Annotated in this window: 27 protein-coding genes; 13 read left to right on the top strand and 14 right to left on the bottom strand. The window is 75.2% G+C overall.

Annotated elements, in window-relative coordinates; all coding sequences use genetic code 11:
- Positions 1 to 20: 20 nt before the first annotated feature.
- The 3 genes from LQU92_RS08150 to LQU92_RS08140 are packed head-to-tail and all read right to left on the bottom strand — an operon-like array spanning position 21 to position 3894.
- Complete coding sequence (locus tag LQU92_RS08150; RefSeq protein WP_230779777.1) at positions 21 to 1553, bottom strand: APC family permease; 1533 nt, start codon at positions 1551 to 1553, stop codon at positions 21 to 23.
- On the bottom strand, positions 1550 to 2440 hold the full coding sequence (locus tag LQU92_RS08145) for a universal stress protein (RefSeq protein ID WP_230779775.1): 891 nt from the start codon (positions 2438 to 2440) through the stop codon (positions 1550 to 1552). The genes LQU92_RS08150 and LQU92_RS08145 overlap by 4 nt, the downstream gene beginning before the upstream one ends.
- Positions 2437 to 3894 carry an NAD(P)/FAD-dependent oxidoreductase gene (locus LQU92_RS08140; RefSeq protein WP_230779773.1) on the bottom strand — a complete coding sequence of 486 codons (1458 nt, stop codon included), beginning with the start codon at positions 3892 to 3894 and terminating at the stop codon, positions 2437 to 2439. The genes LQU92_RS08145 and LQU92_RS08140 overlap by 4 nt, the downstream gene beginning before the upstream one ends.
- Before the next feature lie 163 nt (positions 3895 to 4057).
- Here LQU92_RS08140 and LQU92_RS15300 point away from each other — a divergent pair, with 163 nt between their 5' ends.
- Entirely contained in the window at positions 4058 to 4723 is a 666-nt protein-coding gene (locus LQU92_RS15300) for a TetR/AcrR family transcriptional regulator (RefSeq protein ID WP_230779771.1), read from the top strand.
- A gap of 18 nt (positions 4724 to 4741) precedes the next feature.
- On the opposite strand, the gene LQU92_RS08130 is transcribed toward LQU92_RS15300, so the two are convergent.
- From LQU92_RS08130 to LQU92_RS08100, 7 genes are all read right to left on the bottom strand, one after another.
- Positions 4742 to 6175, bottom strand: coding sequence for an aminobutyraldehyde dehydrogenase (locus LQU92_RS08130; protein ID WP_230779767.1), 1434 nt, complete (start codon positions 6173 to 6175; stop codon positions 4742 to 4744).
- Between the two features lie 244 nt (positions 6176 to 6419).
- Positions 6420 to 6647, bottom strand: coding sequence for a sulfurtransferase TusA family protein (locus LQU92_RS08125; RefSeq protein WP_058857407.1), 228 nt, complete (start codon positions 6645 to 6647; stop codon positions 6420 to 6422).
- A 35-nt stretch (positions 6648 to 6682) separates the two neighbouring features.
- Complete coding sequence (locus tag LQU92_RS08120; protein ID WP_230779763.1) at positions 6683 to 7738, bottom strand: YeeE/YedE family protein; 1056 nt, start codon at positions 7736 to 7738, stop codon at positions 6683 to 6685.
- Between the two features lie 100 nt (positions 7739 to 7838).
- Positions 7839 to 8888 (bottom strand): hypothetical protein, encoded by a 1050-nt coding sequence (locus LQU92_RS08115; protein ID WP_230779760.1) that lies wholly within the window; start codon positions 8886 to 8888, stop codon positions 7839 to 7841.
- Between the two features lie 80 nt (positions 8889 to 8968).
- Positions 8969 to 10315, bottom strand: a complete 1347-nt coding sequence (locus LQU92_RS08110) for an MFS transporter (RefSeq protein ID WP_230779758.1) — start codon at positions 10313 to 10315, stop codon at positions 8969 to 8971.
- A gap of 10 nt (positions 10316 to 10325) precedes the next feature.
- Complete coding sequence (locus LQU92_RS15130) at positions 10326 to 11198, bottom strand: PDR/VanB family oxidoreductase (RefSeq protein ID WP_308071609.1); 873 nt, start codon at positions 11196 to 11198, stop codon at positions 10326 to 10328.
- A 144-nt stretch (positions 11199 to 11342) separates the two neighbouring features.
- Complete coding sequence (locus tag LQU92_RS08100; protein WP_230779755.1) at positions 11343 to 12467, bottom strand: aromatic ring-hydroxylating dioxygenase subunit alpha; 1125 nt, start codon at positions 12465 to 12467, stop codon at positions 11343 to 11345.
- A 174-nt stretch (positions 12468 to 12641) separates the two neighbouring features.
- Between LQU92_RS08100 and LQU92_RS08095 the strand changes: the two genes are divergently transcribed.
- From LQU92_RS08095 to LQU92_RS08075, 5 genes are all read left to right on the top strand, one after another.
- Complete coding sequence (locus tag LQU92_RS08095; RefSeq protein WP_374229668.1) at positions 12642 to 13448, top strand: PadR family transcriptional regulator; 807 nt, start codon at positions 12642 to 12644, stop codon at positions 13446 to 13448.
- Positions 13445 to 14020 carry a hypothetical protein gene (locus LQU92_RS08090; protein WP_230779752.1) on the top strand — a complete coding sequence of 192 codons (576 nt, stop codon included), beginning with the start codon at positions 13445 to 13447 and terminating at the stop codon, positions 14018 to 14020. The genes LQU92_RS08095 and LQU92_RS08090 overlap by 4 nt, the downstream gene beginning before the upstream one ends.
- Before the next feature lie 27 nt (positions 14021 to 14047).
- Positions 14048 to 14404, top strand: a complete 357-nt coding sequence (locus tag LQU92_RS08085; RefSeq protein ID WP_230779751.1) for a hypothetical protein — start codon at positions 14048 to 14050, stop codon at positions 14402 to 14404.
- A gap of 119 nt (positions 14405 to 14523) precedes the next feature.
- On the top strand, positions 14524 to 15012 hold the full coding sequence (locus tag LQU92_RS08080) for a hypothetical protein (RefSeq protein ID WP_230779748.1): 489 nt from the start codon (positions 14524 to 14526) through the stop codon (positions 15010 to 15012).
- A 104-nt stretch (positions 15013 to 15116) separates the two neighbouring features.
- A complete protein-coding gene (locus tag LQU92_RS08075) occupies positions 15117 to 15305 on the top strand; it encodes a CsbD family protein (RefSeq protein WP_058857413.1) in 189 nt (62 codons plus the stop codon).
- A 75-nt stretch (positions 15306 to 15380) separates the two neighbouring features.
- Here LQU92_RS08075 and LQU92_RS08070 read toward each other — a convergent pair whose 3' ends face one another.
- Positions 15381 to 16394 carry a DUF368 domain-containing protein gene (locus tag LQU92_RS08070; protein WP_230779746.1) on the bottom strand — a complete coding sequence of 338 codons (1014 nt, stop codon included), beginning with the start codon at positions 16392 to 16394 and terminating at the stop codon, positions 15381 to 15383.
- Between the two features lie 98 nt (positions 16395 to 16492).
- Here LQU92_RS08070 and LQU92_RS08065 point away from each other — a divergent pair, with 98 nt between their 5' ends.
- A complete protein-coding gene (locus LQU92_RS08065; protein WP_230779744.1) occupies positions 16493 to 17440 on the top strand; it encodes a DMT family transporter in 948 nt (315 codons plus the stop codon).
- Positions 17437 to 18534, top strand: a complete 1098-nt coding sequence (locus LQU92_RS08060; protein ID WP_230779742.1) for an FAD-binding oxidoreductase — start codon at positions 17437 to 17439, stop codon at positions 18532 to 18534. Before LQU92_RS08065 ends, LQU92_RS08060 begins: the two co-directional genes overlap by 4 nt.
- A gap of 6 nt (positions 18535 to 18540) precedes the next feature.
- Here the strand turns inward: LQU92_RS08060 and LQU92_RS08055 are convergent, their stop codons facing one another.
- Both LQU92_RS08055 and LQU92_RS08050 read right to left on the bottom strand, forming a co-directional pair.
- Complete coding sequence (locus LQU92_RS08055; protein ID WP_058857416.1) at positions 18541 to 18723, bottom strand: PspC domain-containing protein; 183 nt, start codon at positions 18721 to 18723, stop codon at positions 18541 to 18543.
- A gap of 67 nt (positions 18724 to 18790) precedes the next feature.
- Positions 18791 to 20176, bottom strand: a complete 1386-nt coding sequence (locus LQU92_RS08050) for an MFS transporter (protein WP_230779739.1) — start codon at positions 20174 to 20176, stop codon at positions 18791 to 18793.
- Between the two features lie 206 nt (positions 20177 to 20382).
- Here LQU92_RS08050 and LQU92_RS08045 point away from each other — a divergent pair, with 206 nt between their 5' ends.
- The 4 genes from LQU92_RS08045 to LQU92_RS08030 all read left to right on the top strand — a co-directional run bounded on the left by LQU92_RS08045 (position 20383) and on the right by LQU92_RS08030 (position 24338).
- On the top strand, positions 20383 to 21144 hold the full coding sequence (locus LQU92_RS08045; RefSeq protein WP_230779737.1) for an IclR family transcriptional regulator: 762 nt from the start codon (positions 20383 to 20385) through the stop codon (positions 21142 to 21144).
- 97 nt (positions 21145 to 21241) lie between these two features.
- Positions 21242 to 22132 (top strand): shikimate dehydrogenase, encoded by an 891-nt coding sequence (locus LQU92_RS08040; RefSeq protein ID WP_230779736.1) that lies wholly within the window; start codon positions 21242 to 21244, stop codon positions 22130 to 22132.
- A 56-nt stretch (positions 22133 to 22188) separates the two neighbouring features.
- On the top strand, positions 22189 to 24087 hold the full coding sequence (locus LQU92_RS08035) for a sugar phosphate isomerase/epimerase and 4-hydroxyphenylpyruvate domain-containing protein (protein ID WP_101851445.1): 1899 nt from the start codon (positions 22189 to 22191) through the stop codon (positions 24085 to 24087).
- Positions 24088 to 24131: 44 nt separating this feature from the next.
- Entirely contained in the window at positions 24132 to 24338 is a 207-nt protein-coding gene (locus tag LQU92_RS08030) for a hypothetical protein (RefSeq protein WP_230779734.1), read from the top strand.
- A gap of 76 nt (positions 24339 to 24414) precedes the next feature.
- On the opposite strand, the gene LQU92_RS08025 is transcribed toward LQU92_RS08030, so the two are convergent.
- Positions 24415 to 24906, bottom strand: a complete 492-nt coding sequence (locus tag LQU92_RS08025; protein ID WP_230779732.1) for a pyridoxamine 5'-phosphate oxidase family protein — start codon at positions 24904 to 24906, stop codon at positions 24415 to 24417.
- Positions 24907 to 25025: 119 nt separating this feature from the next.
- Between LQU92_RS08025 and LQU92_RS08020 the strand changes: the two genes are divergently transcribed.
- Positions 25026 to 26117 carry a hypothetical protein gene (locus LQU92_RS08020; protein WP_230779730.1) on the top strand — a complete coding sequence of 364 codons (1092 nt, stop codon included), beginning with the start codon at positions 25026 to 25028 and terminating at the stop codon, positions 26115 to 26117.
- Positions 26118 to 26218 lie beyond the last annotated feature (101 nt).

The following is a 26218-nucleotide window of genomic DNA, read 5'->3' as shown; positions in this document are numbered from 1 at the left end:
CGGAGCCGGCCGTGCCGGGATCAGTCGAGGACCGGCAGCTCCGTGGTCTCGAAGCGCTCGCGGAAGAACGCCGGGTTGCGGCGGTGCTGGAGGACCATGACGACGACGCCGAGCAGCAGGATCCCCACGCCGAGGACGAAGACCAGGCCCACCCCGCCGATCGCCGACCCGGAGCCGTAGTCCGGGTCCATGGAGTCCCAGGAGGTCTGCACGAAGAAGACCAGCAGCAGGATCCCGCCCAGCAGCGGGGCGAGGAACTGGGCCAGGAAGGCCTTCGCGCTGCGGCGGGACTGCCGGCGGAAGTACCACACGCAGGCCAGGGCCGTGACGCCGTAGTAGAAGCAGACCATCATGCCCAGGGCGGTGATGGTGTCCCACAGGACGTTCTCGGAGACCACGCGCATCACCGTGTAGAACACGGCGGTGACCACGGCGGCGGCCACGGTCGCGTAGCCCGGGGACTGGAAGCGCGGGGCGATGCGGGCGTAGCGGGAGGGCAGCGCCCCGTAGTGGCCCATGGCGAGCATGGTGCGGGCCGGGGAGACGAAGGTGGACTGCAGCGAGGCCGCCGAGGAGGAGAGCACCGCGAGGGACATCAGGATCGCGAAGGGGCCCATGACCGGCCCGGCGAGCGCGGCGAAGATGTTCTCCTGGATCTCCTCGTTGCCCAGGCCCAGCCCCTCCTCGGCCACCCCGGAGTAGCTGAGCACGGCCAGGGCGATGGTGAGGTAGAGGGTGACGATCACGAGGATCGTGGCGATCGCGGCCCGCCCCGGGGTGGTCGCGGCGCCGCGGGTCTCCTCGTTGATGGTCAGCACCACGTCCCAGCCCCAGTAGATGAACACGGACAGGGAGACCCCGGCCGCCAGCGCGGAGAAGGAGTCGATGCCGAGGGGGTTGAACCACTCGGCCCGGATCGTGAGGCCCTCGAAGGCGGTGCCGCCGGCCACGTGGCCGAAGGCGGCCGCCGAGAACCAGAGCAGCACGACGATCTGGAAGGCCACGAGCACGTACTGGACGGCCTTGGTGGTCTCCATGCCGCGGTAGGAGATCCAGGCGGCGAGGGCCACGAACGCCAGGCAGGTGGCGATGTTGACGGGGACGCTGCGGGTCAGCTCGGCGAGCGCGTCGTTGCCCGTGAGCTGGGCGAGGGCGAGGTAGAAGAAGTCCACCGCGATCCCGGCGAGGTTGGAGAGCACGAGGATCGTGGCGGCGAGCAGCCCCCACCCGCCGAGCCAGCCGACCCAGGGGCCGAAGGCCTTGGAGGCCCACGTGAAGGTGGTGCCGGAGTCGGGCATGGCCCGGTTGAGCTGGCGGTAGCCCACGGCCACGAGCAGCATCGGCAGGAAGCCGATGAGGAAGATGGCGGGCAGGGAGGTGCCCACCACGGAGGCGGTGGGGCCCAGGGCCCCGGAGAGGGTGTAGGCGGGGGCGATGCAGGAGACCCCGATGACGACGGAGCCGAGCAGCCCCACGGATCCGGTCCGCAGACCCTTGCGGTGGTCGGTGCCGTGCTCCCCGGCGGGGGCGGCCGCGCTGGTGCCGGTGCTCATGACGCGGCCTCCTTCTCGGTGCGGGTGGTGGTGTCCCGGACGGTCTCCGGGTCCGGCCGGGGCACGACGACCATCGGCACGGGCAGGTGGGCGAGGACGCGGGCGGCGGTGCCGCCCAGGAAGATCTGCCGGCCGCGGGCGAGCCGGGAGGAGCCGATGAGCAGGATCCCGCCGGGGGCCCAGTCCACGGCGCGCACGGCCTTCTTCAGGGAGGGGCCGGCGGCGACCTCGACCGTGACGGGGTTGGTGCGGCGCACCGCGGCCGCGGCCTCCTCGAGGTGGTGCTGGACCGCCCGGCGGGCGGCGTCGTCGTCCTCGCGGGGCAGGAAGGAGAGCAGCACGAGCTCGAGGTCGCTGCGCCCCACCGCCCGCGCGGCCTCGTCGAGGACCTGGTGGGCGCCGGGGCGGGTGCCCACGGCGGCGTAGAGGCGGGTCAGCGGGGTCTCGCCGCGGTAGCGGCGCGGGGCGAGCGCGACGGGCACCGGGGAGCTGTGCAGCAGGGCGTCGACGGCCGGGCCCAGGGACAGGCGCCCCGTCCCGGAGTTCGACCCGACCACGATCAGCCGGGCGCCGAGCTCCTCGGCGGCCTCGACGAGCCCGCCGGCCACGGAGTCGGCCTCGCGCAGGTGGGTGCGCACGACGACGTCGCCGGGCACGAGCGCCGCCGCCTCCTCCAGCCACCGCCGGCCCTGGGTGCGCAGCACCGGGGAGATGTCCCCGACGGGCGGGTAGACCTGCTGGAAGGGGTCGTCGCGGCGCAGCACGAGCACGAGGTCGAGCTCGGCGCCGAAGGCGCGGGCCATCGCGGCGCCCAGGCGCACGGCGTCGCGGCTGCGCTTGTCCCCGGCGCAGCCGACGACGTAGCGCACGGGCCCGGGGGCGCTCATCGCGCCGCCCCCGTCAGCGCGGTCCCGGCCGCGCCCGCGGGGACCTGCCCGAGCACCTCGGCGGCGGCCAGCCGGCCCTGGCGCAGGGCGCCGTCGACGTGCTGGTAGCCCTCGGCGGCGAGGTCGGAGCACGCCCAGCGGATCGGGCCGACCGGGGTGCGCTGGTGGGCGCCGTAGCGGTGCAGGCCGCCGAGGTCGTAGCTCGCGGCGTAGGCGCCGCGGGTCCACTCCTCGGAGCCGAAGTCGGACTCGTAGTAGACCACCGGGTGCAGGGCCTCCTCCCCGAGGTAGTGGGAGATCGACTCGAGGATCAGCCGCCGGCGCTCCCCGGCGGGCAGGCCGAAGAGCTCGTCGGCCTTCTCGTCGGAGACGAAGCCGACCAGGGTGCCGCGGGGGTCGTCGTGGTTGGTGTTGTCGTAGACCTCCTGGGCGAGCTCGTGGGCGCCGAAGCCGGTGCCGGACAGGCCCTTGTCCCGCCAGAAGGGCGTCTCGTAGACGGCGTGGACCTTGATCACGAGGCCCAGGGACTGGTGCTGGTGCATCTGGTGCTGCAGCCGCGGCAGGGGCGGCTCGAAGGAGATCCGGGAGTAGAGGTTCGGGGGCACGGCCACGACCACGTCCTTCGCGACCACGGTGAGCCGGTCGGACCAGACCGTGACCGGGGTGCCGGGCACGTGCTCGGCGTAGGTGTCCTCCGGCCCGCCCCACCGGACGGCGCGCACGGGGGTGTTCAGGAAGACGACGTCCTCGCCGAGCTCGGCCGCCATCGCCTCGGAGACGGACTGCATCCCGCCGATCACCCGGCGGTCGAGGATGAAGTCCTCGTCCACGAGGTTCGAGAAGGACCCGGCGGAGGCGGCCATGAGCACGGCCTGCAGGGCGGAGAACGCGTGGGCGGGCTTGGTGAGCATCCCGCCGGCCACGAAGATGCCGATGTTCTCGCAGGCCTGCTCGTCACCGGAGTGGGCCCGCAGCCAGGCGTGGAAGGAGACGGTGTCCAGCTCGCGGGCCCGCGGGTGGGCCCACGGCTCGGCGGCGCCGATCTCGGCGGCGAGCTCGTCGAGGATCCCGATGAGCCTGCCCATCTCGGCGACCGTGGCCTCCCCGGCCGGGAACATCGAGCCGGTGTAGGTGTGCCGGCTCCCGTCCGGGGCGAGGTAGACGGAGGCGCCCTCGCGGTAGCGGGGGAAGGTCTCCAGTCCCAGCTCGTCGACGAGGGCCAGCAGCTCGGTCTGGTCCGGGGAGACCCACTGCCCGCCGATCTCCAGGAACGCCCCGTCGACGGTGCGCGACCAGGTGCGCCCGCCCACGCGGTCGCGGGCCTCGAGCACGGCCACCGACCGCCCGGCCGCGGCGAGGGTGCGCGCGGCCATCAGGCCCGCGGGCCCGGCGCCGACGACGACGACGTCCCGCTCGATCGCCCGCTCGCTGCCGAGGGTGCGCTGATCCGACATGGTGATCTCCTCCACTCCAAAATGAATTAGGTTCATTAAGAGGCACCGGCGGCCTCCCGTCAAGACCCCTCCCGCGGCGGGGGCCTACACTCGACGGGAACCCCGCCGGACCCGCCCCGCGAGCTCCCGCCCACGACGCCCGACCCCAGGAGGTGACCCGACCGTGGCCCCTGCCGCACCCCCCGCCCGCGGGCGCGGGCGCCCCAGCCGCCCCGTGCTCTCGACGGAGCGGATCACGGACGCGGCGATCCGCATCGTGAGCACCCGCGGCTACCGGCACCTGACCATGACCGAGCTCGCCCGGGAGCTGGAGGTCTCGACCTCGGCGCTGTACAACCACACCCCGTCCAAGCGCGACGTGCTCATCCGCGTGCAGGACCGGATCAACGACGGCATCGACTGCTCCGGCTTCGGGACCCTGCCCTGGGACCGAGCCCTCGAGCTGTGGGCCCGGTCCTACCGCGACTGCTACGCGAAGCACACGGCCATGATCCCGGTCATGGCCGTGCTGCCCGTCGCCGACTCCCCGCACACCCTGCGGATGTACGAGACGGTCGCGCGCGGGCTGGCCGAGGCCGGCTTCGCGGGCGGGACGGTCGTGGACGTCGTCGTGGCGGTGGAGTCGTTCGTCTTCGGCTCGGCCTACGACGCCACCGCGCCCGCCGAGATCTTCGAGCCCGGCGACCGGGCCGAGCTCGCCCCGGTGTTCACCCGCTCCGCCCGGGCGCGCCCGGCCGACCCCCGGGCCGCCGCGGACCGGGCCTTCGACGTGGGCCTGGGCGCGATGCTCGAGGGCTTCCGGGCGCGCCTGGCGGCCGGCCGGGACTGAGGCCCGGCCGGGCGCCCCTCAGACGTCGAGGGCGTGCATCACGTGCTTGACCTGGGTGTACTCCTCGAGGGAGTACAGGGAGAGGTCCTTGCCGTAGCCGGAGCTCTTCGACCCGCCGTGGGGCATCTCGGCGACGAGCAGGACGTGGGTGTTGACCCACACGCAGCCGAACTCGAGCTCGCGCGAGACGCGCATCGCGGTGCCGTGGTCGGTGGTCCACACGGACGAGGCCAGGGCGTAGTCGACCCCGTTGGCCAGCTCCAGGGCCTCCTCCTCCGTGGCGAAGGACTGGACCGTGAGCACCGGGCCGAAGGTCTCCTCCTGGACCAGGACGTCGTCCTGGCGCACGCCGGTGACCACGGTGGGCTCGAAGAAGTACCCGGCGGCGCCCTCGACGGGGCGCCCGCCCGTGACCACGGTGGCGTGCGCGGGCAGCTCGGCGAGCTTGCGGCAGACCGTCTCGAAGTGGGCGGCGTTGTTGAGCGGGCCGTAGAAGTTCTCGGCGTCGTCGGCCCGGCCCGTGACGATCCCGCGGGCCGCCTCGGCGAGCAGGCGCACGAACTCGTCGTGGACGCCGTCCTGGACGAGCACGCGCGTGACCGCGGTGCAGTCCTGGCCGGCGTTGAAGGTGCCGAACTCGACGAGCGCCTGCGCGGCGGCGGGCAGGTCGGCGTCCGCGAAGACGACGGCGGGGGCCTTGCCGCCCAGCTCGAGGTGGGCGCGGGTGAGGTTGCCCGCCGCGGCCGTGGCCACGGCGCGCCCGGCCCGCACGGAGCCCGTGATCGCGACCATCGCCGGGGTGCGGTGCGCGGCCATGAGCGCGCCCGTGGAGGCGTCGCCGAGCACCACGTTGACGACCCCGGCCGGCAGGATCCCGTCGATCAGCCGGGCCAGCACGAGCGTGGACTCCGGGGTGGTGTCGGAGGGCTTGAGCACCACGGTGTTGCCCGCGGCCAGGGCCGGGCCCAGCTTCCACAGCGCCATGAGCAGCGGGTAGTTCCACGGGGTGACCTGGGCGACGACGCCGAGGGGCTCGCGCCGCACGTAGGAGGTGTGCTCGCCCAGGTACTCGGTGGCGGCCCTGCCCTCGAGGGTGCGGGCGGCGCCGGCGAAGAAGCGCAGGCTGTCGGCGCCGGCGGCGACCTCCTCGTCGGCGATCATCTGCCGGGGCTGGCCGGTGTTGCGGTGCTGGGCCTCGACGAGCTCGGCGCTGTGCTCCTCGAGGGCGTCGGCCAGGCGCAGCAGCAGCCGCTGGCGCTCCCCCGGCGTGGTCCGCTTCCAGGTCCGGAAGGCCCGCTTGGCCGCGGCGAAGGCGGCGTCGACGTCCTGGGCGCCGGAGACCGGCGAGACGGCGACCGCGGTGCCGGTGGCGGGGTCGACGACGTCGATCCGGCCGGTGCCGTGGGCGTCGGTGAAGGCGCCGTCGACGTAGTTCTGGAGCACGTCGCTCATGGTGGGGTCCTCTCTGCGGGGCGGGCGCGGGGCTGCCGCCCACTGTAAATGAGTGACATTCATTTTAGTACCCCGGGATGTGTCCCGCCACACATTCTGCCCGCCCCGCTCCCCTCACCCTCTGCTCCGTCCCGTTCCGTTCCGTCCCGTCCCCGGGCGCGGGACCCCACGGCAGCGGCGAACCCCCACGCCGCTGCGGCGTGGGGGTTCGGGGGCGCGACGGGATCCCGCGGGAGGGGCGGGGTCAGGCCTTCTGGACCGTGATCGACCACTCCGCGGCGCCGCGCTTGGTGAACTCGGTGACCGGGTAGCCGTTCTCGGCGGCCCAGCGCGGGATCGCCTCGGTGCCCTGGGTGCAGTCGAAGTGGATGACGAGCTCGTCGCCGGCGGGCATCTCGGCCATCGCGGCCTTGGCCTCGACGACGGGGAAGGGGCAGACGAGACCGTCGGTCTCGAGGACGTGCTGTGCCATGAGGGGTTCCTCCTGGGGTGGGGACGGGACGGGGGTCAGACGCCGGCGGGCACGCGCCCGGGGGCGGCGGTCTTCCTGCGCGGGGCGATGAACAGCTTGGCGGCCGCCCCGGTGCCGAGGATCATGACGGCGAAGCTCACCCAGCCCTGCCACTCGAAGGCTGCGGTGGCGACCAGGGCGTTGCCGATGGTGCAGCCGCCGGCCCAGGCCGCGCCGACGCCCATGAGGGCGCCGCCGCCGATGGAGCGCACGATCGTCTGCGCGTCGGGGACGCGCAGCTTGAACTCGCCCGAGCCCTTGGCGGCGACGAACGAGCCGATCAGGATGCCGAGGACCAGGAACACGCCCCAGTCGACGAGCTCGACGTCGCCGGTGACCAGGTAGTTCGTGATGTTGGCCGAGGGGGTGGTGATGCCGAGGCCGGACTCGCGGCCGGTGGCCCAGCTGGCGGGCCAGGCGATGATCGCGATGGCGCCGAGGACGAGCGCGGTCGCGAAGGGGTTCCACGACTTCTCGAACAGCAGGTGGTTGAGGCCGGTCCTCTCCGGGGGAAGGGTCGCGAACTTGGCCCGCGGCTTGGTGAGGTGGTGGCGGGCCCACACGCCGGCGACCGCCACGAGGACGAGCACGAGCAGCCACGGGGAGATCCCGAGGGTCTCGTGGATCGAGCCCTGGGTGCCGACGGTGACCCCGCGCATGGCCTCGGTGGTCCCGGCCAGGGGCCCGTACTTGGACACGGCCGCGAACAGCGCGTAGAAGATCAGCGCGAACCAGGACCCGACGAGCCCCTCGGAGGCGCGGTAGTAGGTGCCGGTGGCGCAGCCGCCGGCGAGGACGATGCCGAAGCCGAAGATGAAGCCGCCGACGATCGTGGCCAGCCAGGGGAAGGCGGAGGCCTCGAGGGTGATGACGCCGAGGGCGTCGAGCACCCAGATGCCCACCGCCTGGACGGCGATGGCCACGAAGAAGGCGGACAGCCACCACGTGTTCTTCGCGATCCAGACGTCGCGGAACGCGCCGGTGACGCAGAAACGGCCGCGCTGGAGGACGAACCCGAGGGCGGCACCGATGATCAGACCTGAGATGAGCACCCGGCGACGATAGGCCCGCGCGCCCGGAGGGCTCCACCTCCGCGTCACGCGGCGTAGCACAGTGAGCCGGGTCGCCGCGGAATGTGACGTCGTCGACCGCTCAGCCGCGGCCCCCTCCGGCCTGGGGGACGATCGCCCACGGACCGTCGGCCTCGACGGCCACCCACACGTCCGCGTCCGGCAGGGTCGTGGCCCGCTCCACGGCGCCGATCTCGTTGACGAGCAGGTCGCCGTGGTGCTCGTCGTCCGGGCGCACCGGGCGGGTGGTCACCACGAAGTTGCTCTCCCCCGAGGAGGAGGCCAGCACGTGGGCCTGACCCGCGCGCCAGCGGAACACGCGCGCCCCGGTGCCGGTGACGGCCCGGACCTCGTCGACCGCGGGGAGGTCCTCGAGGTCGTGGACCCGGAACTCCCAGGCCTCCCCGTCCTCGGCCTGCGCCTCCATCCGCTCGGTGCGCGCGGAGTCCCAGGAGTCGTCGACGAGGAACACCGCCTCCTGCCCCGGCTCCGGCACGGGGGTGACCTCGCTGAGCTCGCCGTCCTCGTCGTGGCCCTCGAACCACACGTAGCCGGAGCCGGCCCGCAGGGTGCTCGCGAGCACGGGCCGGTCGGTGCCGTCGGGGCGGGGCAGGTCGAAGCGCTCCCCGCCCTCGCCGCGGAGGATCTCCACGGGCGGGGGCGCCCCGATCTCGATCGCGTTCCCGGGGACCTCCGGCGCCGCCGGGGCCCGCCCGGCGGGGTCGGCGGGGGCGGCCCACCCCGAGCCGGCCGCGACCTCGTCGCGGTCCCCGGCCAGCGCCCCGACCACGGCGGCCCCGCCGGCGCCGAGCACGAGCAGGCCCGCCGCGCCGAGCACGAGCGGCAGCCGGCCCGGGCGGCGGCCCCGCGCACCGGGGCCGCCGCCCGGGCCGGGACCGGCCGCACCGGGGCCCGCGGGGCCGGACCCGGGCGCCGCGGGCACGCCGTGGACGCCGGCCGCCGGGGCGGACCAGGATCCGGCGCCGTGCGGGACGGGCGCGCCGTCGTCGGTCCAGAACTGCCAGCCGGGCGGGGCGGGCCCCCAGGAGGGGTCCGGCTCCCAGCCCGGCGGCGGGGTCCAGCCGCGGGGCGGGCGCGGCCACGCGGGCGGCGGGTTGAACGAGCGCGCCATGGGGTGCGGCCTTCCGGGGAACGGGACGGAATCTGTTCCCCATGGTAAATGCCCCGGACGGCGACGGCGCGCCCGCCGGCTCAGCCCACCGCGCCGCTGGGCGCCCGCTCCGCGGGGGCCTCCCCGGGCTCCTCGTGGGGCCGCAGCCGCACGAGCGCCCCGGCGGCGAGGACCACGACGGCGGCCACCCCGAGGTAGAGGGCGGTGGGCGTCCAGCCCGCGTCGAGCAGCGCGCCCACGGCGATGGGGGCGAGGATGGCCCCGGCCCGCCCCACGCCGATCCCCCAGCCCACGCCGGTGGTGCGCACCCCGGGCTCGTAGACCTGCGGCGCGACCGTGTACAGCCCGGCGATGCAGCCGTTGATGAGCATCCCCACGAGCACGCCGCTGGAGAAGGCGAGCAGCGGGACCCCGGTGGTGGTGATGAACAGGACGAGGGTCAGCGCCGAGAGGACCGTGAAGGCCATCAGCGTGGCCCGGGCCTCCCACCGGGTGGTGAGCGCACCGTAGAGCAGGGAGCCGAAGGTCCCGCCCATGGTGAGCATCAGCCCGCCGACGATGCCCTGCTGCTCCGACATCCCCGACTCGACGAGCAGGCGCGGCGTCCAGGAGTTCGCGAAGTAGAAGCCGAACATGATGACGAAGAAGGACGCCCACAGCAGCAGGCTCGCGGTGCGGTAGCGGGGGCCCAGCAGGGTGGCCACGGCGCCCCGCGGCGCGCCGGCACCGGTGGCGGGGGCCGGGCCCAGGCCGACCTCCCCGCGCAGGCCGAGCCGGCCGGCGATGCGGGCCACGCGCTCCTGGGCGCCGGCGGGGCGGCGGGTGCGCAGCCAGTCCACGGACTCGGGCAGCAGCGCGGCGGTCAGGGCGAGGGCCACGACCGTGAGCAGCCCGCCGACCAGGAACACGGAGCGCCACCCGAGGGCGGGGATGAGCTGGGTCGCGCCCATGCCCCCGAGCGTGGCGCCCACGCCGTACCCGGCGGTGAAGATGCTCACGGCCATGCCGCGGCGGCGGGCGCTGGCGTACTCGCTGGTCAGCACGGTGGCCGAGGCGAGGATCCCGCCGACGCCGAGGCCGGTGACGACCCGCCACAGGCCCAGCTCGAGCACGGAGCCCGCGGTGGAGGAGAGGAACAGGCCCAGCGCATTGACCACGAGCGCCAGGAGCAGGATCCGCCGGCGGCCGTGGCGGTCGGCGAAGGGGCCGAGGGCCAGCGACCCGACGGCCATGCCGATCAGGCCCGCGCTGAGCAGCCAGCCCAGCTGGGAGCCGGAGAGCCCGAACTCCTCCGTGACGGCGGTGGCGGTGAACGCCATCGCGAGCACGTCGTAGCCGTCGAGGGCGTTGAGGAAGGTCGCCACGGCGACGATGACCCACTGGCGGGCCGACATCCTCGAGGTGTCGATGGTGGTGCGGATGTCCATGGGGTGCCTCTCAGGGGACGTCGATGGTGACGACGGCGCCGGGGCGCACGCCGGGGTCGGTGCCGGAGCCGTCGGCGACGGCCCGGGAGACGCAGCAGCACATCCGGGAGTCCGGGGCCTTCTGCCGGTCGGAGTAGAAGACGTCGCGGTGGTCCATCCGCCCGTGCAGGTCGAGGATGCGCACCTGGCACAGCCCGCACTCGCCGCGGCGGCAGTCGGACATCATCTCGACCCCCCGGCGCTCGAGGGCCTCCAGGACGGACTCGTCGGCCCCTACCCGCGCCTCGACGCCCAGGCGCGGGATGCGCACGGTGAACGGCTCGGCGTCGAACCAGCCGCTGCTGCCGAAGGTCTCGTAGCGCAGGTTCGTGGGGTCCAGGCCCCGCTCCGCCCAGGCCCGCCGCACGGCGTCCATGAGCCGGATGGGCCCGCACATGTAGAGCTCGGCCCCGTCCGGGACCCCGGCGACCAGGGCGCCGACGTCGAGCGCGGTGCCCTCGGCGTCGAGGTGGGTCTCGAGCCGGTCCCCGTGCAGGGCGGCGAGCTCGCCGGCGTAGGCCATCGCCGCGCGCGAGCGGGCGGCGTAGACGAGCCGGTAGTCCGCGCCGAGCCGGCGCAGCAGCGCGGCCATGGCGGCGACGGCCGTGATGCCGATGCCGCCGGCGAGCAGGACGTAGGACGGTGCGCCGACCCGCAGCGGGAAGTCCTGCAGCGGCTGGGTGAGCTCGAGGACGTCCCCCGGGCGCAGCGCGTGCATCGCGATCGACCCGCCCCGGGAGGCGGGGGTGCGGAAGACGCTCAGCGCCAGCTCGGTGCCCTCGGGGGAGGCGTCGACCACGGAGTAGGAGCGCTCGAGGACGCCGCCGTCGACCGGCACGCGCACGTCGACGTGCTCCCCCGGGCGGACCGGGTGCGGGCGCTCGGGGTGCAGGACGATGCGGCGGATGTTCTCGGCGACGTCCTCGACGGCGTGGACGCGGGCGCGCTACCAGGTGCGGGTGTGGGACTCGGCCATGGTGCTGCCCCCTCAGGCCCCGGCGGGCACGGACCGGGCGGAATCCGCCGCGGCGGCCGGCCGGCCCTCCGCCTCGAGGGCCCGCTCGAGCAGGCGGCGGACCCACATGCCGCCGGCGTCGATGTTGAGGTTGTAGAACTCGTGGTCCGGGTTGGCGTCGATCGCGGCCTGCTGGGCCTGGAGCATCGCCTCGTCCTCGCCGAAGACCCCGTGCACGCCGTCGCGCAGCTGCGTGGTGATCAGCTGGCTCTCGAGCCGGTAGTTGCGCATGAACGCCCAGAAGTAGTGGCTGGAGCGCTCGGTCTCCGGGGTGATCGTGTTCATGACGTACCCGTTGACGCCCTGGCTGCGGTCGCCCTCCGGGGCGCCGGTGCCGGCCGCGGCCACGCCCACGTCGATGCAGATCGTGGACGGGAAGGTGTAGTGGATGATCTGCCAGCGGTCCACCTTCCCCTCGAAGCCGGGGAACCTGTCCCGCATGTTCTTCAGCCAGAACGGCGGGGCGTCGATGTTGCGCATCCACCGGGTGACGGTCACGGTCGACCCGTCGTGGGTGGTCTCGAACTCGGACTCGGAGAGCTCCTCCTGGCCGATCGAGGAGGAGTGCACGAACTCCTCGTGGGTGAGGTCCATCAGGTTGTCGAGGACCAGCTGGTAGTTGCAGGGCGCGTGGATGGTCTCCCCGTCCCCGGCCCACTCGGGGCTGTCCATCTGGTGCATGTCCGGCACCAGGGCCGGGTCGGCGAGCGTCGGGTCGCCGAGCCAGACCCACACGTAGCGGTGGCGCTCCACCACGGGGTAGGACGCCACCGTGGCCGAGGGGTTCAGCGTCTCCTGGGCCGGCATCGACATGCAGCGCCCGGCCGAGTTGTAGACGAGCCCGTGGTAGGGGCACTGGATCCCGTCCCGGCCGACGAGCTTGCCCTGCGACAGCGGCGCCAGCCGGTGCCAGCAGGCGTCGGCCAGGGCGGTGGCCCGCCCGTCCTCCGTGCGGTACAGGGCCAGGGGGCGCCCGGCCACGGTGCGGGCCAGGATGCCCCTGGCGGTGATCTCGTGGTCCCACCCGGCCGCGTACCAGGCGTTGAGCGGGTGGGACAGGAGCTTGGCGGTGGTGGTCCTCGTCGCGGCGACGGTCATGGCGTGTTCCTCTGCTGAGCGGTCCGGGGAGCGCCGAACTACCTATCTGCATAGATAGTGCGTGGCACGGATCACAGACTACCTATGCTCATAGTGACTGCCAACCCCCCGGGCCGGATCCCGCCCGGATAGGCTCGTCCCACCACCGCCCCCGCACGGAAGGGACCGTTCCCCGTGAGCCTCCGCTCCGCCCTGCTGGCGCTGCTGTCCTCGGGCCCGATGACCGGCTACGACCTCGCCCGGCAGTTCAGCGCCTCCGTGGGTCACGTCTGGCACGCCCCCGACTCGCAGATCTACCCGGAGCTGCGCAAGATGCTCGCCGAGGGGCTGCTCTCGAGCCGGCCGGTGCCGTGGGGCACCCGGGGGGCGACGAAGACGGAGTACGCCATCACGGCCGCGGGCGAGGAAGCGCTGCGCGCGTGGCAGGACCGCCCGCTCGGCTACGTGCGCGAGCGCGATCCCGCGCACCTGAAGGCCGCCTACTTCGAGTGGGCGGGCCCCGGTGCGGCCGCGGCGCAGCTGCGCGCGCACATCGACCACTACGACCAGCAGCGCCGCCAGGCCCTCGCCCAGATCGCGGAGCTCGAGCAGCGCACGAGCCCGACCCTGGCCCGCCGCCTGGCCGTCTCCCGCCCCGAGGACGAGGAGCGGATCGTGCGCTTCAAGGTCTTCGCCTACGAGGGGCAGGCAGCCCGCGCCGAGCAGGAGATCGCGTGGGCGCGACGGGGGCTGCGCCTGCTCGCGGAGCTCGGCGGCCCGGACGCGCCCGGCGGCGACCCCGCCGAGGACCCGGCCGGCACGGGCACGCCCGGCGACGGCACGGAGCGCCCCGACGCCACCGCCCCGGGAGGCCCGGGGGGCGGCGGGCGGGCGCTGACCCCGGCGCGCCGGGCCCCACCACCCCCGCCGGGGCGCGGGCCCCTGCGTACGCTGGGAACAGCCCCTCCCGTCTCCCCCAGGACCCCAGGACAGCCGACATGACGCGCGCAGCCACCTCTCCCCTGCTCACCGTGGTCCTGACCGCGGCGCTGGCCCTCACCGGCTGCGCCGCGGGCGGCGGCGACCCGTCCGCGACGGGGGCGGACGGCGCCGCGCCGCCGTCGTCGGCCCCGCCGTCCGCGACGCCCACCCCCGAGGAGGCCGCCGAGCTGGTGGGCGGGGGCACCGAGGTCTTCCCCGGCCGGCGCATGGTGGCCCTCTACGGCCGGCCTGGCAACCCCGCACTGGGGGTGCTGGGCGAGCAGGACGCCGAGGCCTCCGTGGTCCGCGCGAAGGAGCTCGCCGCGCAGTACGAGCCCTTCAGCGAGGAACCGGTCGTGCCCGCGTTCGAGATCATCGCCTCGACCGCCTCGGCCGCCCCCGGCCCGGACGGCGACTACTCCGAGGAGACCCCGGTCGAGGAGCTGCGCCCGTTCGTGGAGACCGCCGCGGCGAACGGCGTCTACGTGGTGCTCGACCTCCAGCCCGGCCGCCAGGACTTCCTCGGCCAGGCCCGCCAGTACGAGGAGCTGCTGCGGATGCCCAACGTGGGCCTGGCCCTGGACCCCGAGTGACGCCTGGCCCCGGACCAGGTGCACCTCGTGCAGATCGGCTCGGTGGACGCCGCCGAGATCAACGCGACCACCGAGTGGCTGGCGGGGCTGACCCGGGAGCACGGGCTGCCGCAGAAGGTCGTGGTGCTGCACCAGTTCGCGGAGTCGATGATCACGAACCGTCCCCTGGTCGACACCTCGCACCCCGAGCTGGCGCTGCTGCTGCACGCCGACGGCCACGGCACCCCGCAGCTGAAGACCGGCACGTGGGAGCGGCTGAAGGCGGGCCTGCCGGAGGGGATGCGGCTGGCGTGGAAGAACTTCTACGACGAGGACACCCCGACCTTCACGCCCGAGCAGACGATGGCGCTCGAGCCGGCCCCCTGGTTCGTCTCCTACCAGTGACCCCTCACCTGCCGCGGGATCCCGTGGCGCCGGGGCCCCACGGCGGCGGCGCGGACGGCACGGGAACTCGGCGCCGCGACGGGATCCAGCGGCAGGAGGTGGGCGCTAGGGTGGGCGCCGTGGACGGAGAGCGGCGCCGCGGCGGGCGCAGGAGCATCGACCGGCTCGCCCGGTGGCTGGTGCGCGGGACCGGGGCGGAGCCCGGGTGGGACGCGCTCGTGCTGGAGGTGCTCAGCGTGGGCCGCGACGTCCGCGCCCAGGTCCGCGAGGTGCGCGGGACCGGCACGCGCGTGCACCCGGTGGAGCCCGACCGGCGCCTGCGGCGGACCGTGCGCCGGCTGCAGGCGGCGCAGGCCGATCTCGTCGACGGCACGTGGTTGTCGGCGACCCTGCTCGTCAGCGTCGCGGGGAGCCGGTGGGAGCGACCGGTCGTGGAGCTGGTCCTGCACCACGACGACGACCCGCGCCCGCCCGCCCACGCCCCGCACCCGGTGACCGCCGAGGACCTGCGCCGCCACCTGGCCGCCCACCGGCGGATGGGCCGGAAGATCCCGGACTGGGCCCGCGAGCGCCTCGCGGCGGCGGGTCTCGAGGTGCCCGAGCGCTGAGCCCGACAGCTGTTCGCCCTGGGGCGAACCCGTCCGGGACTGTTCCCTCAGCATGCTGAGGGGTCTACTCTTGAGGGACCTGTTCACCGACGGAGGGAGTGCTCATGGGTATCGGAGACAAGATGGAGAACGCCGCGCAGAAGGCCTCCGGCGCCGCCAAGGAGAAGGTCGGCGACGCCACCGACAACCGTGACCTGCAGGCGGAGGGCCAGGCCGACAAGGTCTCGGCCGATGCGAAGCAGACCGGTGAGAAGGTCAAGGACGCGGCCAGGAACTTCACCGACGGCCGCTGAGACTCCGCCGCCGTCCAGGACCCCGGAACCTCTCGGTTCCGGGGTCCTGCCGTGCGCAAGGGCCGGGGCGCGGTCTCAGCGGGAGGGGTCCGGGTCCTCCACCCCGGCGAGCTCCTCCGGAGAGCCGTGCCCGGTGCGCGCCCGCGTGCGGGCGTCCACGGCGAGCAGGAGGACGACGACGGCGGCGCCGGCCGCGGCCGCGAGCAGCTGCACCCACCAGTCCGCCGCGGGGGCGAGCAGGGTGCGGTCCTCGAGCTGCCACGGCCACAGCGTCCGCAGCGCGCCGAGCATCAGCCCGGTCAGGGCGAGCATCGTGACCCGGTGGTGGCGGTGGAGCAGCCACTGCAGGCCCTTGACGACCACGACCGTCCCCAGCGCCGCGCCCAGGAAGAACAGGGCGAGGTAGCCGAGGTCCAGCTCGTCCACGGCGCGCAGGGTGGGCTGGTAGAGGCCGATGGTCAGCAGCAGGAAGGACCCCGAGAGCCCGGGCAGCAGCAGCGCGGAGACCGCGACCATGGCCGCGAGCACCACGAGCAGCGGGGCGGGGGCGACCGTGGTCGGCGGGATCGAGACGAGCACGAACGCGAGGACGGCGGCGGCCGCCACGACCAGCAGGGCGCGGGGGCCGAGCCCTCCCCCGGCCAGCCGCAGCGGCACGCCGATCGAGGCGAGGACCATGCCGAAGAACAGCGCGCGCATCAGCACGGGCTGGGTCTCGACGAGGTGGCTGACGGGCCCGGCCACGGTCAGCAGCGCCGCGGCCATCCCGAGCACCACCGGGACCACGATCCGCCAGTGCACCCGGGCGAGGTGCTCGCGCAGCCCCGCGGCGCGGTCGGGGCCCGTGAGCAGGCGCCGGCCGGCGGAGACGACGTGGCCGGCGGAGTTGATCAGCTCGTCGTAGATCCCCACGACGAGGGCGACGGTGCCGCCGCTGACCCCGGGCACGGTCTCGACGACGCCGATGAGGGCCCCGCGCACGAGGTTTCCGGGCAGGCTGCGGCGCACGGGGGCGGGGGCGGTGCCCGCCGCGGCGGTGCCGGGCGGTCGGGACGGGCCGGGGGTCGGGCTCACGGGGGTCGGGCTCACGGGGGGCTCCTCGGGGAAGGGGGTCGGGGCGGGTGCCAGGGTACCGGGGCGCGCCGCGCGGGAGCTGGCGGGGGCCCGACGGCCCCTACCCTGGACGGGTGACCGCTCCCGCCCGCAGCACCCGGCTGCGCCCGACCCTCTACGTGCTCGCCGCCGTCGTCTCCGTGCAGTTCGGCGGGGCCCTGGCCGCGGTGCTCGTCCCGCTCATCGGCGCCTCCGCCACCGTGACCGTGCGGCTGCTGGTGAGCGCGGCGATCATGCTGGCCGTGATCCGGCCCCGCCTGCGCGGGCGCGGGAAGGAGGCCTGGCGGGCGGGCCTGTTCTTCGGGGCTGCACTGGCCGGGATGAACTTCGCGTTCTACCAGTCGCTGGCGACCCTGCCGCTGGGGGTGGCCGTGACCGTGGAGTTCCTGGGCCCGCTGGCGCTCTCGGCGGTGCTCTCCCGGCGGCTGCGCGACGGGACGGCGGTGCTCGCGGCCCTGGCCGGGATCGTGCTCATCTCGCAGGCGCTCACGGTCCCGTGGGCCGAGCTCGACCTCGGCGGCCTCGCGTGGGCGGCGGCGGCCGGGGCCGGCTGGGCCGCCTACATCCTGGGCAGCCGCGCGGCGGGCCGGCACTTCGACCAGCTCGACGGGCTCGCCGTCGCCCTCGTGGTCGCCGCCGCGCTGGTGGCCCCCGCGGGCCTGGCCACCGTCGAGCTGCCGGCGCTCACCCTCCCGGTGCTGACCGCCGGCGCCGGCATCGCCCTGCTGTCCTCGGTGGTGCCGTACTCCCTCGAGCTGCTCGCGCTGCGCAGCATTCCCCCGGCGGTGTTCGGGATCCTGCTCAGCCTCGAGCCGGCGGTGGCCGCACTGGCCGGGCTGCTCGTGCTGGGCCAGGGCCTGACCGGTCTCCAGCTGGCGGGGATGGGCCTGGTCGTGGCGGCCAGCGCCGTCGTCATGGTGGGCGGGACCCCGGAGGCCCCCGCCGACGCCCCCGCCGGGGGCCCGGCTCCCGCCGGGGCGGCCGACCCCGCCGCGGGGCGGGCCGCTAGGCTCGACCCATGACTCGGGTCGCAGTGGTCGGTGCAGGCATCGTGGGGCTCGCGGCGGCGCACGCCGTGCGCGCCCTCGGGGCGGATGTCTCGGTCTACGAGGCGGGCAGCCCCGGCGGGGGCCAGTCGGCCGGGCAGTCGCGGATCTTCCGCCACGCCCACGAGGACCCCCGGCTGGTCGCGCTCGTGGTCCGCTCCCGGGCGCTGTGGGCGCGATGGGAGGAGGAGTTCGGCACCGAACTCGTCTCCCCCGCCGGGGCCGTGGCCCTCGGACCGGGCGTCGAGGACAAGCTGGCCGTGCTCGAGCCCTTCGCGCAGGTGCCCGTCCGGCGGCTCGGCCCGGAGGAGCTGCGCGAGCGGCTGCCGCTGCTGGGCCCGTGGGACGGGACGGCGATGCTCGACGAGCGCGGCGGGGCGATCCGCACCCTGGCCGCGGTGGGCGCGCTCGCCGGCCGGCTGGAGGGTGCCCTGGTGCCCGACCACGTCCTGTCGGTGCGCCCGGTGCGCGGGGGCGTGGAGGTGCGCACCGGCACCGGGGTCGACCACCACGACCACGTGCTGCTGTGCGCCGGCCGCGGCACCGCGCCGCTGGCCCGCGGCGCCGGCCTGGAATTGCCCGTCGAGCTCGGCGCGCACGTGCGCGTGAGCTTCGCCGTCCGCCCGGGAGTCGCGGCGGCGGCCGGGCTGCCGACGCTGCAGGACGGCAGCGGGGCCTTCGGGGAGACGGGCGTCTACGCGGCGCCCTACCCCGGCGACCGGTTCTGGTCGGTGGGTCTCAGCGACACCACGGGCGCGACCGCCGACGGCGGGGTCGCCGACCCGGCCGCACTGGCCGGGCTCGTGGAGCGCACGGTCAGCTGGGTGGAGCGGGCCCTGCCGGGGGTGGTCCCGGAGCCGCTGGACCACGTGCACTGCTGGGTGACACGCCTGCCGTGGGGCGACGACGGCGTGGGCGTGTGGTCGGCCGACGGGGTCACGGCCGTGGCCGGGCACAACCTGTTCAAGCAGGCGCCGGCGCTGGGCGAGGCCCTTGCCCGCACGGCGGTCGAGGGCCGGGTGCCGGACGAGCTGGTCCCGGAGGCGCGGCTGGGCCGCGCGGCGGGCTGAGCCGGCTCACTGCTCCTTCGGGATGATGATCCACAGGGCGATGTAGACCAGCTCCCCCACGCCCACGAGCCCGAAGACGACGAACCCGAGGCGGACGAGGAACTTCGGCAGCCCGAAGCGTGCCGCCAGGGCGGCGCACACGCCGCCGAGCAGCTTGCCGGAGCGGGGACGCACGAGTTGGCTTCTCATGGCCGGAGTCTACGACGGCTCCCCGGGCGGTCCCCGGGGAGCCGCCGCAGATGACGGGCGGCGGCGCTCAGGAGACGCCGGCGCCCTGCCGGTCGAGGGCGGCCAGGTCCGCGGCCTCGGTGCGGGTGGTGTGCAGCTCGTCGATCTGCGCGAGCCCCAGGTCCTTGGTCTCCTTCGCGGTCAGCGCCGCGAGGGCCGAGACCGCGCACGCCCCGGAGACGAAGGCCGCCACGGCCAGCCAGTTCGTGCCGTCGGCGCCGGCCAGCGCGGAGGCGACGACCGGGGTGAGCCCGCCGGAGACGGCGAAGCCGATCTGGGTGCCCATGGCCAGGCCGGTGACCCGCACGCGCGTCGGGAACATCTCCGCGTAGAACGAGGGCCAGATGCCGTTGGCCATCGAGTAGAAGCACCCGGAGAGGACCGCGCCGAACAGGAAGATCAGCACCCAGTTCCCGGCCGCGACGGCGGCGAGGTAGGGGTACATCATCACGGCCGGGCCGAGCACGCCGGCGAGGAAGACCGGCTTGCGCCCGATCCGGTCGGCGACGCCGGCGGCGAGCGGGATCACGGCCAGGGCCACGGCGTTGGCGAGCACGGAGACCCACAGCATGGTCGAGCGCTCCAGCCCCACCACGGAGGTGGCGAAGGACAGCGACCAGACGAGGAAGACCACGTTGACGGTGTTGATCATGGCCGCCGCGGCGATGCGCACCACCGCGGTCTTGTGGTGCTTGAGCATCAGCGCGAGCGGGGTGGCCGGCTTCTCGCCGGGGACCGCGGCGCGGGACTGCTCGAAGGCCGGCGGCTCCTCGAGGCGGCGGCGGATCACCCAGGCCACGACCACGACCACGGCCGAGAGCCAGAACGGCACGCGCCAGCCCCAGCTGAACAGCTGCTCCTCGGTGAGCACGAGGGTGAAGGGGATGAACACCGCGGTGGCCAGCAGCGTGCCGAACTGGGTGCCCTGGAGGGTCCAGCTGGTCGTGAACGCCCGGCGGTGCTCGTCGGAGTGCTCGAGGGAGACGGAGATCGCGCTGGCCTGCTCGCCGGAGGCGGAGAGCCCCTGCACCACGCGGCACAGCACGAGCAGCGCCGGGGCCAGCATCCCGGCCTGGTCGTAGGTGGGCAGGCAGCCCACGGCGAAGGTCGCCCCGCCGATCAGGAACAGCGTCAGCATCAGCACGAACTTCCGGCCGTACCGGTCGCCCAGCGGCCCCAGGATCAGGGCCCCGAGCGGGCGGACCACGTAGGCCACGCCCACGGTCCCCATGGACAGCAGGATCGCCACGCCGGGGGCGGCGTCCTCGGGGAAGAACAGGTGGTTGAGCACCAGGGCGGCCGCGGTGCCGTAGACCGCGAAGTCGTAGTACTCCAGGGCCGAGCCGATCCAGCTGGCGAGAGCCGCCTTCTTCGGCGTCCTGGCGTGGGAGCCCGGGGGCGCGGTGGGGTTCATGTCGGGAGGTCCTCCGGTCGGGGCCTGGGGCGCACGGGACGGGCTCGGGGCCCGCGGGCCAGGGACGCCGGCGCCGCCGGGACCGTCCGCCGCTCCCGTCGCGGTCCGGGAAGCTCCTGGGCCGCGTTGCCGCATATTGGCAATGGTTGCTGTATAGTGAATACTAGAATGACGCAGGTCACAGCACGACGTCAAGGAGGCAGCAGATGGCAGCGGAACGCTCCGGCACGGTCGGCAAGGCGCTGCGCGTGCTCACCCTCCTCGGCGAGCACCCCGACGGGGCCACCGCCGGGCAGGTCGCGGAGGACGCCGGCTACCCGTTCAGCACGGCCTACCGGCTGCTGCACACCCTGGTCGAGGAGGAGTTCGCGACCTACGACCCCGGGGAGAAGCGCTACCGGCTGGGGCTGCGCGTCTACCAGCTCGGCCGGCGGGTCGCCCACCAGCGCGGCTTCGAGGGGACCGCCGCCCCGATCCTGCAGCGGCTCACCGAGCGCACCGGGGAGAGCTCGATCCTGGCGGTGCTCGACGGGGACCGGTTCCTGACCGTGCACAAGGTCGACGGCCCGCAGTTCCGCACGACCACCGACCCCGGCGACCGCGGCCCGCTGCACACCAGCGCGGTGGGCAAGGTCCTGCTGGCCTTCAGCGACGCCCCGGTGCGCGAGGAGCTGCTGGGGCGCATCGACCTGAGCCCGCGCACCGGGCACTCGATCACCGACCGCGCCGAGCTGCGCCGGCAGGTCGAGCGGATCCGCGCCCAGGGCTGGGCGGGGCAGCAGGAGGAGAACGACACCGGCATGGCCGCCCTCGGCGTGCCCGTGCTCGGCCCCGGCGGGCGGCTCGTGGCGGCCGTGGCCCTGGCCGCCCCGCTGTTCCGCAGCACCCTCGAGGGGCTGCAGGAGCGGCTGCCGGAGCTGCGGCAGACCGCCGAGGACCTGGCGCTGGAGCTGCCCTCCCGCCCCTGAGGCCACCCCGGGACACCCGCGCGACCGCCCGCCGCGCCCGCGGGCGCCCCGCACGACGACCCACCGCACCGACCCCGCACCATCCCGAGGAGCTTCCATGAGCACCGTGTCCGAGTCCTACCTGGTGGGCCTGATCGGCGAGGGCATCACCGCCAGCCTGACCCCGCCCATGCACGAGGCCGAGGCCGCCCACCAGGGCCTGCACTACCTCTACCGCCCCGTGGACCTGGAGGTCGCCGGCCGCCCGGGCACCGACGTGGGCGCGCTGCTGGCCGCGGGCCGCGACCTGGGCTTCAACGCCTTCAACATCACCCACCCGTGCAAGCAGCTGGTGCTGGCGCACCTGGACGAGGTCGCCCCGGAGGCCGCGGCCCTGGGCGCGGTGAACACGGTCCTGGTCCGGGACGGCCGGTTCGTCGGCCACAACACGGACCGCTCCGGTTTCGCCGCGGGCTTCCGCGCCGAGCTTCCGGGCGTCGCCACGGACACCGTCGTGCAGGTCGGCACGGGCGGGGCGGGGGCCGCCGTGGCCGCCGCGCTGCTGTCCGAGGGGGTCGCCACCCTGCACCTGGTCGACCTCGACCCGGAGCGCGCCGCCGAGCGCGCCGCGGCCCTGCGCACGATGTTCCCGGACCGGCAGGTGCTGGCCGCCGCCCCGGCCGAGCTGGCCGAGCTGGTCCCGGCAGCCGACGGCGTGGTCAACACGACCCCCGTGGGCATGCACCACCACCCCGGCACCCCCTTCGACCCGGCCCTGCTGGACGGCACCCAGTGGGTCGCCGACGTGGTCTACCTGCCCGTGGCGACCGAGCTGGTCACCGCCGCCCGCGCCGCCGGCTGCCGGGTGCTCGACGGCGGGCACATGGCCGTGGGCCAGGCCGCCGACGCCTTCGCCCTGATCACCGGGCGCCGGCCCGACCGGGCCCGGATGCGCGCGCACTTCCTGTCCCTGCTCGGCGAGCGCCGCCCCGCCCCCGCCGCCCGCTGAGCCGCGCCGCGGCGCACCCCGCCCGCGTCCCGCGACCCCCACGAGAAGGACCCCGCATGAGAACCTCCATCGCCACCGTCTGCCTCTCGGGCACCCTCGAGGAGAAGCTGCACGCCGCCGCGGCGGCCGGCTTCGACGGCATCGAGATCTTCGAGCAGGACCTCGTGGTCTCCCCCTCCTCCCCCGAGCGGATCCGGGACCTGGCCGCGGAGCTGGGGCTGGGCCTGGACCTCTACCAGCCCTTCCGCGACGCCGAGGGGGTCGGCCCGGAGCTGTTCCCGGCCGTCCTGCGCCGGGCCGCGGCGAAGTTCCGGCTGATGAACCGGCTGGGCACGGACACCGTGCTCGTGTGCTCCAACGTGGCCACCGCGACCGTGGACGACGACGCCGTCGCGGCCCGGCAGCTGCGGGCGCTCGGGGACCTCGCCGGGGAGCACGGCGTGCGCCTGGCCTACGAGGCCCTCGCGTGGGGCCGCTACGTCGACGACTTCGAGCACGCCCAGCGGATCGTGGAGCTCGCCGACCACCCGAGCGTGGGCACGTGCCTGGACAGCTTCCACATCCTCTCCCGCGGCTGGGACCCGGCCCCGATCGAGCGGATCCCGGCGGAGAAGATCTTCTTCGTGCAGCTGGCCGACGCCCCGCTGCTGAGCATGGACGTGCTCTCCTGGTCCCGCCACCACCGCGTCTTCCCGGGCGAGGGCGACTTCGACATGGTCGGCTTCATGACCCGGCTGGTGCGCTCGGGCTACGACGGGCCGGTCTCCCTGGAGATCTTCAACGACGCCTTCCGCCAGGCCGACGCCCGGCGCACCGCGGTGGACGGGCTGCGCTCGCTGCGCTGGCTCGAGGACCGGACCCGCCGGGCGCTGGCCGGGCAGCCGGTGCGGGACCGCCTGGAGCTGCAGGCCCTGCCCGCCGTGGCGGAGCCCGCCGGCTACGACTTCGTGGAGATCCGCACGGCCCGGCTCGGGGAGACCACGCGGCTGCTGCACCAGCTGGGCTTCGCCCTGGGCGGGCACCACCAGTCGAAGGAGCACGTCCAGGTGTGGGTGCAGGGGCCGGTGCGCGTCGTCGTCGTCGACGCCGTGCGGGAGGCCGCCCCCGGGGCCTCCCCCACGGAGATCGCGGCCCTCGGGTTCACGGTCGAGGACCCGGAGACGGCCGCGGACCGGGCCGCCCGTCTGCGGGCCCGCCCCGTCGAGCGCACCCAGGGCCCGGGCGAGCAGGTGCTGCGCGGGGTGCACGCCCCGGACGGCACGGAGATCTTCTTCTGCCGGGCGAGCCCGGACGGGGTGCCGCCGTGGCTGGGCGAGTTCGGCGCCGACGACGCCCTCGACCCCGCCGCCCTGGTCACGGGCGTGGACCACGTCAACATGGCCCAGCCCTGGCAGCACTACGACGAGGCGGTGCTGTTCTACACCTCGGTGCTGGCCCTGGAGGCCCAGCCGGCGCAGGACGTCCCGGGCCCGTCCGGGCTCGTGCGCAGCCAGGTGATGCGCTCGGCCGACGGCGCGGTGCGGATGCCGCTGAACGTGGCCCCGGCCGCCGCGGAGCAGGGCTCGTTCGTGGGCGCCGCCTACCCCGAGCACGTGGCCCTGGCCTGCTCGGACGTGGTCGCCGCCGCCCGCCGGGCCCGCCGCCGGGGCCTGGCCCCGCTGCCCGTGCCGCAGAACTACTACGAGGACCTGGTCGCCCGCTTCGACCTCGACGAGGCGTTCGTGGCCTCGCTGCAGGAGCTCGACCTGCTCTACGACCGGGACGCCGGGGGCGAGTTCCTGCACTTCTACACCGGGACCCTGGGCACCGTGTTCTTCGAGGTGGTCGAGCGCCGCGGCGGCTACGCCGGCTTCGGGGCGCCCAACGCGCCCGTGCGGCTGGCCGCGCAGTACCGCCGCTCGCACGAGCCCGTCGCCCGTCAGCGCCCTCCCCGTGGGGTCACGACCCCGGGATGATCAGCCCTCTGTCGAATCCGGCGGATCTGTGGTTGGCTCTCCCCATGGACGCCAACGAGATCATGGACCGCATCCGCCAGGCCCGCGACCACGCCCTGGAGCAGGAGAAGGAGGAACGGCAGCGCATCGCCGACGCCGACACCGCCGACAAGCAGAGTGCGGCGAGCGTGCGCCTGGCGACCCGCCAGGCCGTGCGCGAGGCCTTCGACGACATCCTCGGCGAGAGCTCCGACCCCGGCCAGGACGCCTGAGCCGCAGGCCCGCCCGAACGCGCGGCGGCCCCCGGAGCCCACGGGCTCCGGGGGCCGCCGCGTGCGCCGGGGCGGCTCAGAGATCGACGACCGCGCTGTCCCCCTGGACCCGCTTGCCGGTGGCCACCGACTTCACGAGGTTCGCGACCTGGGTGACCTTGCTGCCGCCCGGGGCGTCCCAGTACTCCGCCGTCTCGGCGTCGACCTCGACGATCACGTTGTCCGGGTTCTCGGGCCCGCCCTCGAGCCAGGCGGCGTTGAAGGTGTTCCACAGCTCCTCGATCTTGGCGACGTCGTCGACCACGCGGGCCGTGCCGGCCAGGGAGACCCAGGCGCCGTCCCCGGAGTAGGCGACGTTGACGGCGGGGCGCCGCAGCAGGCCCTGCACCTGGTCGGAGTGCCGCTCGGCGAGGAAGCGGACGGTGCCGTTGAAGTCCACCTCCTGGGTGGTCATCGGCTTGGCGACGATGCGCCCGTGGTCGTCGACGTGGCTGAGCAGCGCGATGCGGGTGCTCCTGATGATCTCGCGGACCTTCTCGACGTGCTCGGCGTGGTCGTGCTCGGTCATGGTGGATCCCTCTCCTCGGTCGGACCGTGTGCGGGATCGTCAGTCTACGGAGCATTCCGCCCCGCACAAGCCCGCACCGGTCTGCGACCATGGAACGGACGACGACGGAAGGTGGCCCCATGGACTTCGAGCTCGACCCGCAGGTGCGCGACGCGGTGGAGCACCCGGAGCGGACCGTGCGCGGACCCGAGGAGCTCCAGCTGAAGGTGCGCCTGGCCGGCGAGCCCGCCCGCCGCGCCCTGGCCGCCCACTGGGCGGGCCCCGGCCCCGCAGCGGAGGACGCCCCGCCGGAGACCCCCGGACAGGCCGCGCCGGGGACGGCGCAGGACCCCGCGCGGAACCCCGACCGGCTCGCGGCGGCCGTGCTCCTGGCCACCCTGTTCGACGACACCGCCCTGCTCGAGCGCGCCGCCCGCGCGCCGGGCGACTTCCCGGGCGCCCCCTCGGCCCCGCCGGAGGCGCTGCTGGGCTTCACCGGCGTGCCGGGCGCCCGCGCGGCCCTCGCCCCCGTCCTGGAGCGGCCCCTGCTGACGGGACTGCTGGAGTGGGCCACGCACCCCGTCCCCGACCGGCCCCCGATCGCGCTCGCCGAGGCGGCCCGCGACCTCGGGATCGACGACGACGACCGCGTCTACCGCGAGGTCCGCCGCCGCGTCCGGCGGATGCTGGCGCGCGAGCACGACGGCTCGGAGCCGCTGGAGCGATTCTCCGCCGTGCTCGAGGAGGCCGAGCGCCGCCCCCGGGAGCCCGGCCCGGCGCTGTCCGGCGAGGTGCTCCCCGGCACGGGCCCGGCCGGCGCCCCGCCGGCCGCCGGCGCGGGTCCTGGCGCCCCGCCGCAGCAGTGGGGGCCGGGCCCCGCCGGCCCCGGAGCGGCAGGCGTTCCCGGTCCGGCGGGCGGCCCCGGCGCACCGGGAGCCCCCGGCCCGTCCGGCCTCCCGGGCCACCCCGGCGCGCCCGGTGCCGCGGGCTCCCCCGGTGCGCCCGGCAGCCCGGGCTTCCCCCGCGGACCGGGCGGACCGGCGGGCGCCGGGATGCCCGGTCCGGGACAGCCCCCGGGCGACCCCTCGGACCGGAGCGGGCCGGGCCGGCCCGGCTGGCCCCCGCCGCACCCGGCGTGGGCGGAGGACGACGACCCCGCGGGCCTGAAGAACTGGGGCATCCTCGGGCTCGTGATCGTGGGCATCATCCTGCTGCTCGTGCTCCTGCTCTGAGCCGGCCGCGCACCGGGGTGCCCGGCGGCCGCGCCGTCCCGTCCGTGCCACCCCTCCGGCGCCGCCGTGCCGCGTGCCCCGCGCCGCCCCGCCGGGACACC

This window comes from Kocuria sp. LUK (genome assembly GCF_021012935.1).
Lineage (GTDB): Bacteria > Actinomycetota > Actinomycetes > Actinomycetales > Micrococcaceae > Kocuria > Kocuria flava.
The sequence above is the reverse complement of the archived record's forward strand: the minus strand, read 5'-3'. Positions and strand labels throughout refer to the sequence as shown.